Origin of the sequence: Alkalimonas mucilaginosa (genome assembly GCF_036327005.1) — a bacterium.
GTDB classification, from domain to species: domain Bacteria; phylum Pseudomonadota; class Gammaproteobacteria; order Enterobacterales; family Alteromonadaceae; genus Alkalimonas; species Alkalimonas mucilaginosa.
Genome location: NZ_JAUGZK010000005.1, coordinates 251,414 through 269,088, shown reverse-complemented (window position 1 = coordinate 269,088; position 17,675 = coordinate 251,414). Strand labels below are relative to the sequence as shown.

General features: G+C 50.7%; 16 protein-coding genes. 10 read left to right on the top strand and 6 right to left on the bottom strand.

What is annotated here, in order from left to right:
- Positions 1-16: 16 nt before the first annotated feature.
- The 5 genes from fadA to QWF21_RS09330 all read left to right on the top strand — a co-directional run bounded on the left by fadA (position 17) and on the right by QWF21_RS09330 (position 4,283).
- Positions 17-1,180 carry an acetyl-CoA C-acyltransferase FadA gene (fadA, locus tag QWF21_RS09350; protein ID WP_330087781.1) on the top strand — a complete coding sequence of 388 codons (1,164 nt, stop codon included), beginning with the start codon at positions 17-19 and terminating at the stop codon, positions 1,178-1,180.
- Between the two features lie 136 nt (positions 1,181-1,316).
- Positions 1,317-1,562 carry a sulfurtransferase TusA gene (tusA, locus tag QWF21_RS09345; RefSeq protein WP_330087780.1) on the top strand — a complete coding sequence of 82 codons (246 nt, stop codon included), beginning with the start codon at positions 1,317-1,319 and terminating at the stop codon, positions 1,560-1,562.
- A 1-nt stretch (position 1,563) separates the two neighbouring features.
- Positions 1,564-1,989 (top strand): hypothetical protein, encoded by a 426-nt coding sequence (locus QWF21_RS09340; RefSeq protein WP_330087779.1) that lies wholly within the window; start codon positions 1,564-1,566, stop codon positions 1,987-1,989.
- A 74-nt stretch (positions 1,990-2,063) separates the two neighbouring features.
- Entirely contained in the window at positions 2,064-3,119 is a 1,056-nt protein-coding gene (locus QWF21_RS09335) for a GGDEF domain-containing protein (protein WP_330087778.1), read from the top strand.
- A gap of 366 nt (positions 3,120-3,485) precedes the next feature.
- Entirely contained in the window at positions 3,486-4,283 is a 798-nt protein-coding gene (locus QWF21_RS09330) for a response regulator (RefSeq protein WP_330087777.1), read from the top strand.
- Between the two features lie 66 nt (positions 4,284-4,349).
- Here QWF21_RS09330 and glyS read toward each other — a convergent pair whose 3' ends face one another.
- The 6 genes from glyS to dnaA form a co-directional block, all read right to left on the bottom strand.
- Complete coding sequence (gene glyS / locus QWF21_RS09325) at positions 4,350-6,407, bottom strand: glycine--tRNA ligase subunit beta (protein WP_330087776.1); 2,058 nt, start codon at positions 6,405-6,407, stop codon at positions 4,350-4,352.
- Positions 6,407-7,324 (bottom strand): glycine--tRNA ligase subunit alpha, encoded by a 918-nt coding sequence (gene glyQ / locus QWF21_RS09320; RefSeq protein WP_305946229.1) that lies wholly within the window; start codon positions 7,322-7,324, stop codon positions 6,407-6,409. Before glyQ ends, glyS begins: the two co-directional genes overlap by 1 nt.
- Positions 7,325-7,406: 82 nt before the next feature.
- Positions 7,407-9,821, bottom strand: coding sequence for a DNA topoisomerase (ATP-hydrolyzing) subunit B (gene gyrB / locus QWF21_RS09315; protein WP_330087775.1), 2,415 nt, complete (start codon positions 9,819-9,821; stop codon positions 7,407-7,409).
- The gene (gene recF, locus QWF21_RS09310) at positions 9,808-10,908 is read right to left on the bottom strand and encodes a DNA replication/repair protein RecF (protein ID WP_330087774.1); all 1,101 of its coding nucleotides are present in this window, start codon (positions 10,906-10,908) and stop codon (positions 9,808-9,810) included. Before recF ends, gyrB begins: the two co-directional genes overlap by 14 nt.
- Positions 10,909-10,915: 7 nt before the next feature.
- Complete coding sequence (gene dnaN / locus QWF21_RS09305) at positions 10,916-12,019, bottom strand: DNA polymerase III subunit beta (RefSeq protein WP_330087773.1); 1,104 nt, start codon at positions 12,017-12,019, stop codon at positions 10,916-10,918.
- 12 nt (positions 12,020-12,031) lie between these two features.
- Entirely contained in the window at positions 12,032-13,402 is a 1,371-nt protein-coding gene (gene dnaA / locus QWF21_RS09300; protein WP_330087772.1) for a chromosomal replication initiator protein DnaA, read from the bottom strand.
- A gap of 441 nt (positions 13,403-13,843) precedes the next feature.
- Between dnaA and rpmH the strand changes: the two genes are divergently transcribed.
- The 5 genes from rpmH to mnmE all read left to right on the top strand — a co-directional run bounded on the left by rpmH (position 13,844) and on the right by mnmE (position 17,674).
- Positions 13,844-13,981 carry a 50S ribosomal protein L34 gene (gene rpmH / locus QWF21_RS09295; RefSeq protein WP_091342706.1) on the top strand — a complete coding sequence of 46 codons (138 nt, stop codon included), beginning with the start codon at positions 13,844-13,846 and terminating at the stop codon, positions 13,979-13,981.
- 19 nt (positions 13,982-14,000) lie between these two features.
- Positions 14,001-14,357: a ribonuclease P protein component gene (gene rnpA / locus QWF21_RS09290; RefSeq protein ID WP_330087771.1), complete on the top strand. Its 357-nt coding sequence runs from the start codon at positions 14,001-14,003 to the stop codon at positions 14,355-14,357.
- Positions 14,324-14,575, top strand: coding sequence for a membrane protein insertion efficiency factor YidD (gene yidD / locus QWF21_RS09285; protein ID WP_228612074.1), 252 nt, complete (start codon positions 14,324-14,326; stop codon positions 14,573-14,575). The genes rnpA and yidD overlap by 34 nt, the downstream gene beginning before the upstream one ends.
- A 3-nt stretch (positions 14,576-14,578) precedes the next feature.
- Complete coding sequence (gene yidC, locus QWF21_RS09280) at positions 14,579-16,240, top strand: membrane protein insertase YidC (RefSeq protein ID WP_330087770.1); 1,662 nt, start codon at positions 14,579-14,581, stop codon at positions 16,238-16,240.
- A gap of 69 nt (positions 16,241-16,309) precedes the next feature.
- Positions 16,310-17,674, top strand: coding sequence for a tRNA uridine-5-carboxymethylaminomethyl(34) synthesis GTPase MnmE (mnmE, locus tag QWF21_RS09275; RefSeq protein ID WP_330087769.1), 1,365 nt, complete (start codon positions 16,310-16,312; stop codon positions 17,672-17,674).
- Position 17,675 lies beyond the last annotated feature (1 nt).

The following is a 17,675-nucleotide window of genomic DNA, read 5'->3' as shown; positions in this document are numbered from 1 at the left end:
CGCAGGAGTCAAACAGATGAAAAACGCCGTAATTGTTGATTGCATCCGCACCCCGATGGGCCGTTCGAAAAACGGCATCTACCGCAATATCCGTGCTGAGTCGTTATCAGCCCATGTGATGGCCTCCTTGCTAGCGCGTAACCCGCAGCTGGATGCCAGCGAGATTGATGACATCATCTGGGGCTGTGTGCAACAAACCCTGGAGCAAGGCTTTAACGTTGCCCGCAATGCTTCCTTGCTGGCTGGCATTCCGCACTCGGTCCCTGCCGCCACCATCAACCGCTTGTGTGGCTCCTCCATGCAGGCGCTGCACGATGCGGTTAAATCCATTCAAACCGGCATGGGTGAGGTGTACCTGATTGGTGGTGTTGAGCACATGGGCCATGTGCCGATGAATCATGGGGTGGACTTTCACCCGGCCTTAGCTACCTCGGTGGCCAAAGCTGCGGGCATGATGGGGCTGACCGCCGAATTGCTGGGTAAGATGCATGGCATCAGCCGGCAGCAGCAGGATGAGTTTGCCGCCCGCTCACACCGGCTGGCGCATGAAGCCACTTTGCAAGGCCGTTTTAAAAACGAAATCATCCCTACCGAAGGCCACGATGCCGATGGCGCTTTGCGGGTGTTCGATACCGACGAAGTGATCCGGCCGGAAACCACAGTAGAAGGTTTAAGCCAGCTGCGGCCGGTGTTCGATCCGGCTAATGGTACCGTCACGGCCGGCAGCTCGTCTGCCCTGTCCGATGGTGCTTCCGGCATGCTGGTGATGAGCGAAGACAAAGCCAAGGCGCTGGGCCTGCCGATCCGTGCTTATGTCCGCGGTATGGGCGTGGCCGGCTGCGATCCCTCCATTATGGGCTATGGTCCGGTGCCAGCGTCGAAAAAAGCGCTGAAGATGGCCGGTGTCAGCATCAGCGACATCGACTACGCAGAGCTGAACGAAGCCTTTGCCGCTCAGGCCTTGCCGGTGATGAAGGATTTGGGCCTGCTGGAAGTCGCCGAGCAGAAAGTGAACCTCAATGGCGGCGCCATTGCTTTGGGACACCCGCTGGGTTGTTCCGGCTCCCGCATCAGCACCACCTTGCTGAATGTGATGGAAGCTAAAGGCGGTAAATACGGCCTGGCGACCATGTGCATTGGCCTGGGTCAGGGCATTGCTACCGTGTTTGAACGGCCTTAAGCTGGCAGCAACACAATCGATACCATAGAATAAGGGCCTGCGGGCCCTTTTCTTATACTGGAAAAACAGCTGTGAAAGGGGTTGTTATTCAGCTTTGATGCCACTATTAATCCAGAGTCTTTAGCATGGAGTCATGATGCAACCAATATTTGATAATCCAACACAAACTCTGGATGCCCTGGGGCTGCGCTGCCCGGAGCCGGTGATGATGACCCGGCTGGCTATCCGTAAAATGGCGGTAGGAGAAACCTTGTTGATTATCGCCGACGATCCGGCGACGACACGGGATATCCCCAGTTTTTGCCGCTTTATGGACCACCAGTTGCTTGCCAGCGATACCACCGAGTTGCCCTATCGGTATCTGGTAAAAAAAGGAACTTAAAATGCTTTGGCCCTACATCAAAAACTCACGTACCATTCAATCGCTACTTTTTCTTAGCATCCTATTGCTGGTTTTCTGGCAAGGTTACTATGTATTATTGCTGATGGTGTTGTTTGCCGTTGTCGAAGGTTTAACCGCCTTTTATGTTCAACGCAATACCACCGAATGGACCGATATCCGCGATATTCAGGCGCTGCTTGCCATCGACAAAGACGGCAAACTTCGCGTCGGTATGGAGCAGGCAACCCATCCTGAGTCTGTCAAAGCTCTGTTAAAACGTGATAAAAAATACGGCTACCTGCAAATCACCCTGAACCACCATGGCCCTTTGCGTTACCGTTTCCCTTTGCAGCAGCTGGAGCCCTTGCAGCAATGGCTGCACACAGAGCTGCCAGATCTTCAGCTTGAGCATCAGTTACGCCGCTAAGATGAGCGAGCCTTAGGGCATCCTGATTATTTTGTGCTAGCCTCAAAGCATCCACGGATTTTGAGGCAGCTTTTTTGACGCCAGCTCTGCCTGCCAATGGCCACAAACAAGCACAGCACATAGATGCACGGCGCCGTCATCATATTCTGGTATTTGTCAGTTACATTACCAGTCTGGTGATGTTTTTTTATGGTGTCCGAAGCCTGAATCAGGATTCTCTGCTACTGCCACTGATCCTCTTTGCTACTGGTGGCTGTTTTTTACTCAATGTCCTGCTGTATCACTTCAGTCAACAACTCAATCGCGCCTGTATCATCGAAGCAATGCTGGTGGGCACTTTTGTACTAAGCCTGGTTTATCAGGGTGGCTACAACAACACAGCGCTCTACTGGGTATTTCCTTTTCCAGCCATCTTGTTTGGTTTGTTGGGCGTCCGCAATGCACTGGTTGGCAATGCCATGCTTTTGCTGATGCTGGGGGTGATGCTGTTTACCCCAGATCTGATTCAGGCAGAGTACAAAGAGGCTGAAACCAGTCGTTTCCTCGCTTCCCTGGTAATCGTGATCACTGTGTGCTGGATCAACGATCATTACCGGGAACGCAGCCATGCTGCAATGGAGCACCTGCAACACAGCAAAGAGCTGCAGGCCAATACCGACGCCTTAACCGGCCTGGCCAACCGGCGCTTTCTGGATTCCAGCCTGATCCCGGCACTGGAGCAGCAAAGCGATGAGCTACTGCCGCTGGCTGTCATTATGTGCGACCTGGATCACTTCAAACAGCTGAATGATCAATTCGGTCATGATGTGGGTGATGAAGTGTTAAAAGCAGTCGCAAACGTCTTTCGCCAAAACTTGCGACAGCAGGATATTGCCTGCCGTTTTGGTGGCGAAGAGTTCTTACTGATCCTGCCTCATACCACGACCGCCGATGCCCGCTTAGTGGCTGAAAAAATACGGCTACAACTTAGCAAAGAGCACCTGAGCACTGCGGCAGCAAACCACCAGCTTACTGCCAGTTTTGGAGTAGCCGGCTGCGACGAAACGATGGCTTTTTATGATGCAGTCAAAATAGCCGATCAGCAGCTTTATCAGGCCAAGCATCAGGGGCGCAATCAGGTCTGCGGCTAATCTGCTTCTCCGACCAGCATGAAAGCCGAGCTGCTGGTTGTCGCTGAAAGCCCACTGGCTAATTTTAAAGTACTCTACGGTACCCGCCCTTTCCGGCGGGATGAGCACAACCAATACGCACTTAAGGTGTTCGCTACACCATCAAGGATGACATTAGCTATGATGCACAGCCCCCACAGGCCGATGTGTGAGCCATGGTTGAGCAAGTACAGCTGCAAAGCAAAGCCTTAGCGCCACCGCTTTTCCTGCCCTCAGGCAGCCCCACCTCTTTTGGGCTGCTCAACACCTTACCTGTTTCTGTCAGTGCTGAATGGCTTTATACTCTCTACAGCTTGTGCCAGAATAAGATTTTCAGTAGGAATCAGTATGCAGCTTTCAACTCAGGATTTGGATATTTTGCTGGCCGAGCCTTCGGATGTGCAGCGCAAAATTATCCGGCAAAAACTTAAAGCCGAAGAGGTTCATCAGGTGGCTGAAGCGGCCAGTTTGCAGCAAGCCATTACCGCCATTCGCCAGCATCGCCCGGATGCTATTGCCAGTGCGCTGCACTTTGCCGATGGCACCGCACTGGAACTATTGCAGCAACTAAAAACCGAACCCGCTACCGCTGATATTCCGTTCTTGCTGGTTTCCAGTGAAACCCGTAAAGAACAACTGGAAGCCTTTAAGCAATCCGGTGTTATTGCCATTTTGCCCAAACCTTTTGATGCTGAGCAGCTGGGTAAAGCACTGAACGCCGCCATCGACTACATCAGCCCTTCGGAGTTGGAACTGGATTTGTTCGATGTGCAGGATGTGCGGGTACTGATTGTTGATGACAGCCGTTTGGCACGTAACCATATTCGCCGGGTACTGCAAAACCTGGGCATGCAGCATATTATTGATGCCGACGATGGCCAGCAGGCCATCGGCCTGTTGCAGCAGCAGATGGTTGATTTGGTGGTCACCGATTACAATATGCCGGAAGTGAATGGTGAAGAACTGACCCGCTTTATCCGCGAACACAGTACCTTATCGCATATCCCCATCCTGATGGTCACCAGCGAAGCCAACGATGCCCACCTGGCCAATATCGCGCAAAGTGGCATCAATGCGCTGTGCGATAAGCCTTTTGAGCCCGCGGCGGTGAAAGAGTTGTTGTATCGTATTTTAGGTCAGGACTGAGCAGCGTATCATCGAATATAAAAACGCCAGCATAAGCGCTGGCGTTTTTTATGTTGCTAGCAACGATTAGCTTTGCAGCAAGGAGATATCGGCTACCTGCAAGAACAGCTCGCGCAGTTGCTTCAACAGTGCCTGGCGGTTCGCCCGAACGGCCATATCCTCGGCATTCACCATCACCCCATCAAAGAAGCTGTCGATAGCTGCACGCATTGCGGCCAGATGAGCCAGGCCATCACTGTAGGAGGGCGCAGTAGCCTGGTACTGCTGCTCAGCCTGGATGGCCTGATACAGCGCCTGCTCTGCCGCTTCTGTCAGCAGCTCCGGCTGCACCGTATCAGCAATAGCGCCATCCACTTTCGCCAGGATATTGGCAACCCGTTTATTGGCTGCTGCCAGTGCTTCAGCCGCATCCAGCTTGCGGAAGGCAGCTACTGCTTTTACCCGGCGATCAAAATCAGCAGGCGTGGTAGGCCGACGAGCCAGCACCGCCTGGATCACATCGACCGCATAGCCCTGCTCCTGATACCAGCTACGGAAGCGTCCCAACAGAAAATCCAATACCTGCTCAGCCACATCCTGTTGCGTCAGTTTGTCACCAAAGCTTTGCTTGCTGGCTTCGATCAAATCAACCAGATCAACCGGCAGCTCTTTTTCCACCAGAATACGCAGGGCCCCTATCGCCGCCCGGCGCAGTGCGAACGGATCCTTATCGCCTTTAGGTGCCTGACCAATGCCAAAGATCCCAACCAGCGTATCCAGCTTATCGGCAATGGCCACCGCACAGCTTTCCAACTGGGTTGGCAAGCTGTCACCAGCAAAACGTGGCATGTACTGCTCATTCAGCGCCAGGGCCACAGCTTCGGTTTCACCATCCAGCCGGGCATAATGCATGCCCATAATGCCCTGCACTTCCGGAAACTCACCGACCATATTGCTCATTAAATCCGTCTTTGACAGCAGGCCAGCCCGGCTGGCTGCAGCCACATCAGCACCTATGGTGTTGGCGACCCAGCCAGCTAACTGACTGATACGTTCGGACTTTTCAGCCAAAGTACCCAATTGCTGCTGGAACAATACCGTCTGTAAACTAGGCAAGCGATCGATCAGTTTGGTTTTCTGATCGGTGACAAAGAAAAACTCGGCATCGGCCAAACGTGGCCGCACCACTTTTTCGTTACCCTCGATAATTTGCTGTGGATCCTTACTGCGGATATTGCTAATAAAAATAAATTGATTCAATAAGTTACCAGATTCATCCTGCAACGGAATGTATTTCTGGTTGTCTTTCATGGTAGAAATCAATGGCTCAGCCGGTACCGCCAGGAAACGCTGCTCAAAGCTGCCCACCAACAACTCGGGCCACTCGACCAAAGCAGTAATTTCATCCAGCAAGGGCTGATCCAATAAAGGAACCGCCTTCAGCTCCTTGGCTTTACTAGCCACTGCATCGGCAATCAGCTGTTGCCGTTCAGCAAAGTCGGCCACCACAAAAGCAGCTTTTAGCTTAGGCAAATAATCATCCGCATGCTGGAAGCTGACCTTCTCCGGTGCATGAAAGCGATGGCCATAGCTCTGGCGGCCGGCCTCACGCCCTAGAATGGTCGCAGGAACCACCTCAGTACCATACAGCATCACCACGGTATGCACCGGGCGAATAAACAGAGCATCGGAATTGCCCCAGCGCATCGGCTTGGCAATTGGCAGTTTATGCAGCGCTGATTTCACCACATCCGGCAGCAGTTGTCGGCTATCGCTGCCCGGTTGCTGTTGCTTGTACAGCAGCCAGGCACCTTTATCGGTTTCCAGTCGTTCGGCCTCAGACACTTCAATGCCCAGACCTCTGGCCCAGCCTGCGGCTGCTTTGCTGGGGTTACCACCGGCATCAAAGGCAGCACTGAGCGCCGGCCCACGCTTCTCAACCAGCTTATCGGCTTGTTTGGCCTGCAACTGATTGACCCGAACGGCCAGCCGGCGTGGTGCTGCGTACCAGCTTATCTCTGCATGCGCTAACTCCAGCGCTGCCAGCTCGGCCTGAATATTGTCGGCAAAAGTGGTAGCCAGTGTTTTCAGTGCCTTCGGTGGTAACTCTTCGGTACCAATTTCAACCAAAAAATCCTGCGCCATTACGATGCCTCCTGCGCTGAGGTTTTACATAGCGGAAAGCCAAGCGCTTCCCGGGCGGCGTAGTAGGCTTCGGCACAGGCTTTAGCCAGAGTACGTACCCGCAAAATGTAACGCTGACGCTCTGTCACCGAAATGGCATGGCGCGCATCCAGCATATTGAAAGCATGCGACGCTTTCATCACTTTCTCGTAAGCGGGCAATGGCAGCCCTTGCTCAATCAGGTAGTGGCTTTCTTTTTCGCACTGATCAAACAGCGCAAACAAAGCCGGTACATCGGCATGCTCAAAGTTATAGCGTGACTGCTCCACTTCATTCTGGTGGAACACATCGCCGTAGCTTACTTTACCAAGCGGGCCATCGGCCCACACCAGATCGTAGATACTGTCCACGCCCTGAATGTACATAGCAAGACGTTCCAGGCCATAGGTGATTTCACCCGATACCGGCTTGCACTCCAGGCCACCAACTTGCTGGAAATAGGTAAACTGGGTCACTTCCATACCATTCAGCCACACTTCCCAGCCCAGCCCCCAGGCGCCAAGCGTCGGTGATTCCCAGTTGTCTTCCACAAAGCGAATATCATGCACTAAGGTATCGATACCTAACTCGCGCAATGACCCCAGGTACAGCTCCTGAATATTGTCCGGCGATGGTTTAAGCAGTACCTGGAATTGATAATAGTGCTGCAAACGGTTCGGGTTTTCGCCATAACGGCCATCGGTTGGCCGGCGGCATGGCTGCACATAGGCAACATTGGTTGGCTCAGGGCCCAAAGAACGTAAAAAGGTCATCGGGTGAAAGGTACCCGCGCCCACTTCCAAATCCAATGGTTGCACGATGACACAGCCCTGGCGCGCCCAGTAATCCTGCAAGGCCAGGATCAGGCCCTGAAAGGTATTCAAGTCATACTTTTGCATGGGTGTTGTATTCCATCTATGTAAAAAGGGGCAGGCAGATGCTAGCCCCTTTTGGGTTCGTTTCGTCAATCGCTTACCAGACCTAGACGTCCAGGTTGGCGACCCGCAGCGCATTCTCTTCAATAAATGCCCGGCGCGGCTCAACATGATCGCCCATCAGAGTCGAGAATAACTGATCAGCGCCAATGGCATCTTCGATGGTGACCTGCAGCATACGACGGGTGTTTGGATCCATAGTGGTTTCCCACAACTGATCCGGGTTCATCTCACCCAATCCTTTGTAGCGCTGAATATAAAGGCCTTTTTTCGACTCGCTCATCAACCACTCCAGCGCCTCTTTAAAGCTGCTTACCGGCTTGGTTTTCTCACCACGACGCACATAAGCGCCCTCTTCCATCAGATCGCGGATTTCATTACCAAGAGCGGCAATGCTCTGGTAATCGCGAGAACTGATAAAGTCATGGTGCAGGACATAATCGTATTCGATACCATGTTGGCGCACGGTGATTTTAGGCAAGAATAAGTGGCGCTCACGGTCTTCATGCACCTGATGCACATAGCTGGTGCCATTGCCTTCCTGTGCTTGCAGTTGCTCTACCAGGTTTTTCACCCAGCCACTAACAAAATCGTGATCTTTACACTGTTCCACACTAAGGGCTGGTACATAAATCAGCTCATGCAGTAGCAGGTAAGGAATTTTCCGTGCCAACCGATCCAACGTATCCATCACTTTATGGTATTGACGGACCAGGGTTTCCAACTGGGCACCACCAATGCCCGGAGCGTTTTCATTGACATGCAAACTGGCCTCATTCAGGGCCAAGGTGGTCAGAAACTCGATGCGGGCTGCTTCATCTTTCAGGTACTGTTCCTGCTTGCCTTTTTTCACCTTATACAGTGGCGGCTGAGCAATGTAGATGTAGCCTTTTTCGATTAACTCTGGCATTTGCCGGTAGAAAAAGGTCAATAACAAGGTACGGATGTGCGAACCATCAACGTCCGCATCCGTCATCAAAATGATGCTGTGGTAGCGAATTTTATCCGGATTGTACTCTTCGCGGCCAATGCCGCAGCCAAGCGCCGTAATCAGGGTACCCACCTCCTGTGAAGACAGCATTTTGTCAAAGCGGGCTTTCTCTACGTTCAGGATTTTACCTTTCAGTGGCAAAATCGCCTGATTCTTACGGTTACGGCCTTGTTTGGCAGAACCACCGGCCGAGTCACCCTCCACGATGTACAATTCGGATAAAGCAGGATCTTTTTCCTGACAGTCCGCCAGCTTACCAGGTAAGCCAGCGATATCCAGCGCACCTTTGCGACGGGTCATTTCACGCGCTTTGCGGGCAGCTTCACGGGCACGGGCTGCATCGACAATCTTAGTAACAATAATTTTTGCATCGTTCGGGCTTTCCAGCAGATACTCGTTCAGCCGCTCATGCATCGCACTCTCTACCGCTGATTTCACTTCTGATGAAACCAGTTTGTCTTTGGTTTGCGAGCTGAACTTTGGATCCGGTACCTTGACACTGATCACTGCCGTTAAACCTTCACGGGCATCATCACCAGACGCTGCCACCTTCATTTTCTTGGCGTAGCCTTCCTGATCGATGTAGGTATTCAGCACCCGGGTCAATGCTGAGCGGAAGCCAGCCAAATGGGTACCACCATCACGCTGCGGAATATTGTTGGTAAAGCAGAAGATATTTTCCTGGTAGCTGTCATTCCATTGCATGGCGACTTCAACCGAAATACCATCTTCCCGCTCCTGAGTGAAAGTAAACACCTTGGGGTGAATGGCTGTTTTATTTTGATTGAGGTAAGCGACAAAAGCCTGGATACCGCCTTCATACTTAAAGTGATCGCGTTTGTCGGTACGCTCATCGGTCAAAATAATGCTGACACCAGAGTTGAGGAACGACAACTCACGTAGCCGTTTCGCCAGAATATCGTAATGATAGTTAATATCGGTAAACACAGTTGGGCTTGGCCAGAAGCGTATTTCGGTGCCGCTGTCTTCAGTCTCACCAATCACGCTTAATGGCGCTTGTGGCACACCCAGGTGGTATTCTTGCTCAAATACCTGGCCCTTGCGACGGATGGTCAATGCTAGTTTATCAGACAGCGCATTCACCACCGAGACACCTACACCATGCAAGCCACCGGAAACTTTGTACGAGTTGTCGTCAAACTTACCGCCGGCATGCAACACCGTCATGATAACTTCCGCGGCTGAGACACCTTCTTCGTGCATATCGGTTGGAATACCCCGACCATTATCACGCACAGATACTGAGTTATCGCTGTAGATAGTGACCCAGATATCACTGCAATGCCCAGCCAGTGCTTCGTCAATGGAGTTGTCCACCACCTCGAATACCATATGATGCAAACCTGAGCCATCATCGGTATCACCGATGTACATGCCAGGGCGTTTACGAACTGCATCCAGTCCTTTTAATACTTTGATACTCGATGAATCATAATCATGTTCGGCCATATTCGTCTGTCCGTGCTGTCAATGTCCCATGTTCCACGTGAAACACCGCTGTTGTAGCCGGCGGCATTAAATGCAAAACTGGTTCAGGTTCAATTGCGGTTACAAAAACCTGTGAGTTAATCGTTTTAAGTAATTGGAACACTTGCTGCATAGAATCTGCGTCCAGCTCTGAAGCCAGATCATCAATCAACAAGATAGGTTGCTTTTGTGCAACTGCACCAATTACGTTGCTTTGAGCAATTTTGAGTGCAAATAATAGCATCTTTAGCTGCCCACGTGATAACACTTCTTCCGCGGGTTGCTGCTCGACTTTGATGCGTAAATCGGCTTTTTGGGGGCCAGCTTGTGTAAACCCCATTTTCACATCCGTTGCCCTGTTCTGTTGCAACAGCTCTGCCAGGTTTAGCTGTTGATTCCAGCCCGGATAAAACTGCAGCTGAACATTACTCAGCAATGGATGATCCGATACTTGCTGTTGAAACTCGGCATTTAGTTGCTGCAAGTACTCTTGCCTTAATGCAGTAATGGTCTCAGCACTTTGGCAAAATAAATTGTCCCAATAGCGAAACTGTTCTGCTGTTGCACCTTGCTTCAGTAACGCATTTCGTTGTTTATTGGCTTTACTAAAAAGCTGCCAATGCTGATAAAAGGAAGGTTCCACGTGGAACAATCCCATATCAAAGAAATGCCTCCGCTCTTTAGGACCACCAAAGAAAATTCGAAAACTATCCGGGGTAATTAATTGTACCGGCAGCAAGTGAGCAATATCCGCCAATCGCTTCGCGGTATCGCCATTTAAACGCAGGGTCAACTCACCTTGTCTGGTTCGTTGCATGCCAACCGAATTTAACTGCTCCGCCTGCAAGATTTTGGCATGGACCACACTGAGTTCCGCTTCAAAGCGAATCATCCGTTGCAGTCGAGCAGTACGAAACGAACGACCATGTGCTAAAAAATAAATAGCCTCCAGCAAACTGGTTTTGCCACTGCCATTGGCACCACAGATCAAATTAAAACCAGTGGCAGGTTGAAACTGCTGGCTAACAAAGTTACGAAAGTCAGTAACCGATAACAGTTGTATCGACATGTAAGCCTTAAAGACGCATTGGCATTACGACGTAGGAAGCCTGAGCGTTGCCAACACCTTCGATCAATACACTGGAGTTGCTGTCACTTAAGTGCAGCACTACCAGATCAGTATTTAAACTGTTCAATACATCCAGCACATAGCCAACATTAAAACCAATCTCAAGCACATCCCCTTGATACTCAACTTCAATCACTTCTTCAGCTTGTTCATGCTCGGGGTTATTGGCTGTGATTTGCAGCTCATTTGGAGCAAGGTTAAAACGCACACCACGGTATTTTTCGTTGGATAAAATAGAAGCCCGGGTACAAGCATCTTTTAAGACTGAGCGATGAGCAGTGACCTGCTTGGTGCTATTGCGAGGGATCACGCGCCGATAGTCCGGGAAACGACCATCAATCAACTTGCTGCTAAAACTGAAAGCAGCATCCACCAATCGAATATGATTCGAGCCCAGGCTAAGTGTCAGGCTGCCATCATCATCCGGCAATAAACGCAGCATTTCCAATACTCCCTTACGGGGAATAATCAGCTGTTGCTGCGTAGCTACCGCTTGTCCAAGCTGCAACTGGCTCATGGCCAAACGATGGCCATCGGTAGCCACAGTGCGAACCAGTTGTTGATCAACCTCAAACAACAACCCATTCAGATAATAACGCACATCCTGGTTAGCCATGGAAAAGGCGGTCTCTTCCAACAAGCGCTTTAACTCGGCGCGAGACAACTGCAGGTTGACCTCACCTTGCCAACTTTCAAGATTAGGGTACTCAATGGCAGGCAAGGTAGTTAAGGTAAACTTCGCCTTACCAGAGCTGATAACAAAGTGCTCACCTACCAGGGTAAGTTCAATCTGGCAGCCATCCGGCAGGCTGCGACAGATATCAAGTAGCTTACGTGCCGGTACGGTAATACGCCCTGGCTGGTGCACCTGCGCAACAGCGACACTGGCTACCATTTCAATTTCCAGATCAGTACCCGTTAAAGACAACTGATCCTGCTGCACATCCAGCAGCACATTGGAAAGGATAGGCAGTGTGTGACGACGCTCAATGGCGCCCGAAACCATTTGCAGTGGCTTTAATAATGTTTCTTTGTCGATACTAAGGTGCATAACGGGTCCCTATTATGACGATAAGGTGCGCAGTAAATTCTGAAAATCTTCTTTGATTTCGTGCGTTTCTTCTTTTAATGACTCAATCTTGCGACAGGCATGTAGCACCGTAGTGTGATCACGACCACCGAAAGCATCACCAATTTCCGGCAAGCTGTGATTGGTCAACTCTTTTGATAGTGCCATTGCCATCTGCCTCGGGCGTGCAACCGAGCGGCTGCGGCGTTTCGACAATAAATCGGCAACACGGATTTTATAATACTCAGCCACTGTTTTTTGAATGTTCTCAATGGTTACCAGCTTATCCTGCAATGCCAGTAAATCACGTAACGCTTCACGCACAAAGTCGATGGTGATTGGCCGACCGGTGAAGTTGGCATTGGCTATCACCCGATTGAGCGCGCCTTCGAGCTCCCGAACATTGGAACGAAGTCGCTTGGCAATGAAAAAGGCCACTTCTTCCGGCAGCCGGATCTGATGCTCCTGCGCTTTTCGCATCAGGATCGCGACCCGGGTTTCCAGCTCTGGCGGCTCAATAGCAATGGTCAGCCCCCAGCCAAAGCGGCTTTTTAAGCGATCTTCTACCCCATCAATTTCTTTCGGGTAACGATCACTGGTCAGGATAATCTGCTGATTGCCTTCAAGTAGCGCATTGAAGGTGTGAAAAAACTCTTCCTGCGAACGCTCTTTGTTGGCAAAAAACTGGATGTCATCGATTAATAATGCATCTACTGAACGATAATAACGTTTAAACTCTTCAATCGCATTGTTCTGCAGGGCTTTGACCATATCCTGCACGAAGCGCTCAGAATGCATATAAATTATTTTAGCATTTTCTTTTTTTGCCAGGATCCCATTACCAACCGCATGCAATAAGTGGGTTTTACCTAAGCCGGTACCACCATAGATAAAGAGTGGGTTGTAGGCAGTGCCTGGATTATCGGCTACCTGGCTGGCAGCAGCACGGGCCAACTGGTTAGATTTACCTTCCACAAAGTTTTCAAAGGTATAACTGGCTTTAACATTGGACTTTACAATGGTCTTAGGTGCCGGCTCAGGGGGGCTAACTCTACTGGTGGTTGCAGCTGAGTTTGCTACTGCAGAGATTCGATCCGCTGCAACAGGATCTGAGTGCTGTGGCCTACTGCCAACATCAAACCGCAGCCGTGGCGCATTATCACCGCAGTAATCATGAATCAGCTCATTGATCCTAGTTAAATATTTTTCGCGAACCCAATCCAAAACAAAACGATTGGGTGCATACAGAGTTAAAGCTTCGTCTGAGCTCGCAGCCTGCAGAGGGCGGATCCACATACTGAAATGCTGTGCTGGTAACTCCTGCTGCAGCGTTTGCAGGCAATTTTTCCATACGGACTGGTACACCCTGACTCCCTGAGTTTTTTATCTAAAGCACACGATTTTGAAGAGATAAGCGTCCATTATGGTCTTAGTTATCCACAACTTCAATATTGACTTTTCATAAAAAGTTTCCAGGTTAGAATAGTCAAGGTAACCATATGAATATTAAAAAAAATAAATTTCATTACTGCCCACAAATAACCACAGGAAGCAGCCGTACCATTAGGATGATAGCGTCATTGCCGGCGCTACATTGTGCACACTTTATCCAAAAAAAATGTTACACCTGTGGAAAACATCGGATCCAACAGGATCGGAGTAGATATTATCAAGGATCGCATTGACTTTGTTGACGGGAGTACGTAAAATTCGCGCTCATTTTTATCAACTGTGTTTTGGTGTTTCACTGAGATAATACTAAAACAGAGCGACTAGCAGTATTATCTTAAGCGGACGGACAAGAATATGAGCAAAAGAACTTTTCAACCTAGCGTATTAAAGCGTAAGCGTGTGCACGGTTTCCGTGCTCGTATGGCAACTAAAAATGGCCGTCAGGTCCTGGCGCGTCGTCGTGCCAAAGGCCGTAAGCGTTTAGCTGTCTAAACTGACAGCTCATTGCTTCGTGCAAAACTTTAAATTCGGCAGGGAGTTACGTCTGCTAACTCCTGGCGAATTTAATAGCGTATTCCAACAGCCATTTCGTGCTGGTTCGCCTCTCTTTACCATCCTTTGCAGCAAAAATAACCTTGATCACCCCAGGTTAGGTCTGATTATTGCCAAAAAACGTGCTAAATTAGCCGTGGATCGCAATCGCATCAAGCGCTGTATTCGGGAAAACTTCCGATTGCAACAGCATCGCCTGCCCGCCATTGATCTGGTAGTGATGGTAAAAGGCCCGATCTCAGACACTGAGAACCAAGAACTTAGCAAGCAACTGGAGCGGTTATGGAACAAAATCTGTCGCCATTACAGCGTCTAGCTTTAGCCTTGCTGCATGGTTATCAAAAGCTGATTAGTCCGCTATTTGGACCTAGTTGTCGGTTTCATCCCAGTTGCTCCCACTACGCCATTGAGGCCATCACCCGCTTTGGGGTGCTCAAAGGGACTTGGTTAGCAGCGAAACGTCTATTAAAATGTCACCCCTTACACCCAGGGGGTCACGATCCCGTTCCTGAAAAGCACAATGAGAAAAGCTAACCTATGGACTCGCAACGTAGTATTTTAATCATCGCGCTCGCTTTCGTCAGTTTTTTGCTATGGAAACAATGGCATCAAGACTATGGACCAGAGCCTGTCACTCAACAGCCGCAGGCTGAGCAACTGGATCATTCCGGCGATCTGCAACTCTCTGCTGATGCGTTTGGTCCCCAACCAACAGCCACAACGCCTGTAACAAGCCAGGCTACAGCTCAGTCAGAGCAAGTGGTGCGGGTTGAAACCGATGTACTTCAGGTAGAAATCAGCACTCGGGGCGGTGATATTATTGGCCTGAAACTCTCTGAGTACGAGCTGACCAAAGACAGCCAAACCCCTTATGTCATGATGCGCCGCCAAACCGGTTTTGATTTTATTGCCGAATCCGGTTTGATTGGTCGGCATGGTCCGGATGACAAGAACAATACCGATGAGCGTCCACTGTATCAGGTCAGTCAATCAAACTTTAAGCTGACTGCAGACCAACAAGAGTTGATCGTACCGCTGCAATATCAGCATCAGGGCTTGCAGATTGAAAAACGTTTTATCTTCCGGCCAGGCCAATACGATGTTGGCGTTGAATACCATATCAGCAACCAAAGCGATGAAGTACGGGTGGTGCAAAACTACCAGCACTTGCTGCAAACCATTGATGGTGGCAAAGACAGCAGCTTCTTTATGCCTATCTACCGCGGTGGAGCTTATGGTACCGACGCCGATCGGTATAAAAAATATAAGTTTAAAGACATGCAAAAGCGCAACCTGTCGATCCCAACTCAGGGTGGCTGGGCTGCGATGCTGGAGCATTATTTTGTAACTGCCTGGATACCGGATCAACAGGCCGATAATAAGTTATACAGTCTGATTGACCGTGGTCGAGGCGTTATAGGTGTGCTGGGCCCAGTTATGCAGTTGCAACCGGGCGAGCAGACTGTGATCGCAACAACTTTCTATGCAGGTCCGAAAATCCAGGATAACCTGGCCGAGCTGGCCAATGGCTTGGATTTGACCGTCGACTATGGTTTCCTGTTTTTTATATCCCAGCCACTGTTCTGGTTACTGACCTTGATCCAGGGCTTTGTGGGCAATTGGGGTCTGGCCATTATTTTGATCACCATCATTGTAAAAGGGGTGATGTACCCGCTGACCAAAATTCAGTACGAGTCGATGGCGAAGATGCGCAACCTCAAGCCTAAAATTGAGGATCTGCAGGCCCGTTACAAAGATGATCGGCAAAAGCTTGGCCCAGCCATGATGGAGCTGTACCGCAAAGAGAAAGTGAACCCAATGGGTGGCTGCTTGCCATTGCTGCTGCAAATGCCAATTTTCCTGGCACTGTACTGGGTCTTTGTCGAAAGTGTTGAGCTGCGCCACGCGCCCTTTATGCTGTGGCTGCAGGATTTGTCGGCGCCGGATCCATGGTTTGTGCTGCCAGTATTGTTTGGTGCCAGCATGTTTATGATGCAAAAACTGACACCTATGACGGTGACCGATCCGATGCAGCGCAAGCTGATGATGTGGATGCCAGTCGCTTTCTCAGTGTTCTTTATCTGGTTCCCAAGCGGTCTGGTACTGTACTGGCTGGTCAGTAACCTGATCTCACTGGCCCAAATGCTCTATATTTACCGGGGCATGGAGAAAAAAGGCCTGCATAGCCGGAAGGCGTAAGCCAAGCAATGCAGAAAAAAGCCTGTGATTCACAGGCTTTTTTTATAACTATTTGTGAGGATACTCAGCATGTACAGCACCGATACCATAACCGCTATCGCCACTGCGACCGGCCGCGCCGGAGTGGGCATTATCCGTATTTCCGGCCCGGCGGCCAGCCAGGTTGCCAAGGCAGTGCTTGGCAAAATCCCGAAAGCCCGCTATGCCGATTATCTGCCATTTTTGGACAGTGATGGTTCGGTGCTGGATCAGGGCATCGCACTGTATTTCCCGGGGCCTAACTCCTTTACCGGTGAGGATGTGCTGGAGCTGCAAGGCCATGGTGGCCCGGTATTGCTGGATATGCTGCTACGTCGTGTCATTGCCCTGCCCCAGGTCCGCATTGCCCGGCCAGGCGAGTTCAGCGAGCGCGCCTTTTTAAACGACAAACTGGATCTGGCTCAGGCCGAGGCCATCGCCGATCTGATTGATGCCAGCTCCGAGCAGGCGGCCCGCTCCGCCATGCATTCCTTGCAGGGCGAGTTCTCTGCCCGTATTCATGCGCTGGTGGAAAAAGTCATTCATCTGCGGATCTATGTCGAAGCCGCCATTGATTTTCCGGATGAAGAAATTGATTTTCTGTCCGATGGCAAAGTGGCAACCGATTTGGCCGACATCATTGATGTCTTGACGAAAATACGCCGTGAAGCCAACCAGGGCAGTATTTTGCGTGAAGGCATGCGGGTGGTCATTGCCGGACGGCCCAATGCCGGTAAATCCAGCCTGCTGAACGCTTTGGCTGGCCGTGAAGCCGCCATTGTCACCGATATTGCCGGCACCACCCGGGATGTGTTGCGTGAACACATTCATATTGATGGCATGCCACTGCATATCATCGATACCGCCGGCCTGCGAGAAGCCAGCGATCAGGTGGAGCAAATTGGCATTGAGCGTGCCTGGCAGGAAATTGAGCAAGCCGATCGGGTGCTCTTTATGGTGGATGGCACCACCACAGCAGCGACCGACCCCCACACCATCTGGCCGGATTTTATCGACCGGCTGCCAGCAAAACTGGGCATCACTGTCATTCGAAACAAAGCCGATCTGACCGGCGAGCCGATGCAAGCCGAGCTGAACCAGGCGGTGCCGGTCTTTCGGTTATCGGCCAAAACCGGTGCTGGTATCGAGGCACTGCGGGAGCATTTAAAGCAATGCATGGGCTTCGAAGGCACCACCGAAGGCAGCTTCCTGGCCCGTCGCCGCCACCTGGATGCACTGCAGCGCGCCCACGAACACCTGTTAACGGGTCAAGAGCAACTGCACAGCTTTATTGCCGGTGAGATCCTGGCCGAAGAGCTGCGCTTAACCCAGCAACACCTGAATGAAATCACCGGTGAATTCAGCTCCGATGATTTATTGGGACGGATTTTTTCGAGTTTCTGTATCGGTAAATAAC

Coding starts and splice junctions, on each gene's coding strand:
- fadA (WP_330087781.1), top strand. CDS start 17: ATGAAAAACGCCGTAATTGTTGATTGCATCCGCACCCCGATGGGCCGT.
- tusA (WP_330087780.1), top strand. CDS start 1,317: ATGCAACCAATATTTGATAATCCAACACAAACTCTGGATGCCCTGGGG.
- QWF21_RS09340 (WP_330087779.1), top strand. CDS start 1,564: ATGCTTTGGCCCTACATCAAAAACTCACGTACCATTCAATCGCTACTT.
- QWF21_RS09330 (WP_330087777.1), top strand. CDS start 3,486: ATGCAGCTTTCAACTCAGGATTTGGATATTTTGCTGGCCGAGCCTTCG.
- glyS (WP_330087776.1), bottom strand. CDS start 6,407: ATGGCGCAGGATTTTTTGGTTGAAATTGGTACCGAAGAGTTACCACCG.
- glyQ (WP_305946229.1), bottom strand. CDS start 7,324: ATGCAAAAGTATGACTTGAATACCTTTCAGGGCCTGATCCTGGCCTTG.
- gyrB (WP_330087775.1), bottom strand. CDS start 9,821: ATGGCCGAACATGATTATGATTCATCGAGTATCAAAGTATTAAAAGGA.
- recF (WP_330087774.1), bottom strand. CDS start 10,908: ATGTCGATACAACTGTTATCGGTTACTGACTTTCGTAACTTTGTTAGC.
- dnaN (WP_330087773.1), bottom strand. CDS start 12,019: ATGCACCTTAGTATCGACAAAGAAACATTATTAAAGCCACTGCAAATG.
- rpmH (WP_091342706.1), top strand. CDS start 13,844: ATGAGCAAAAGAACTTTTCAACCTAGCGTATTAAAGCGTAAGCGTGTG.
- yidD (WP_228612074.1), top strand. CDS start 14,324: ATGGAACAAAATCTGTCGCCATTACAGCGTCTAGCTTTAGCCTTGCTG.
- yidC (WP_330087770.1), top strand. CDS start 14,579: ATGGACTCGCAACGTAGTATTTTAATCATCGCGCTCGCTTTCGTCAGT.
- mnmE (WP_330087769.1), top strand. CDS start 16,310: ATGTACAGCACCGATACCATAACCGCTATCGCCACTGCGACCGGCCGC.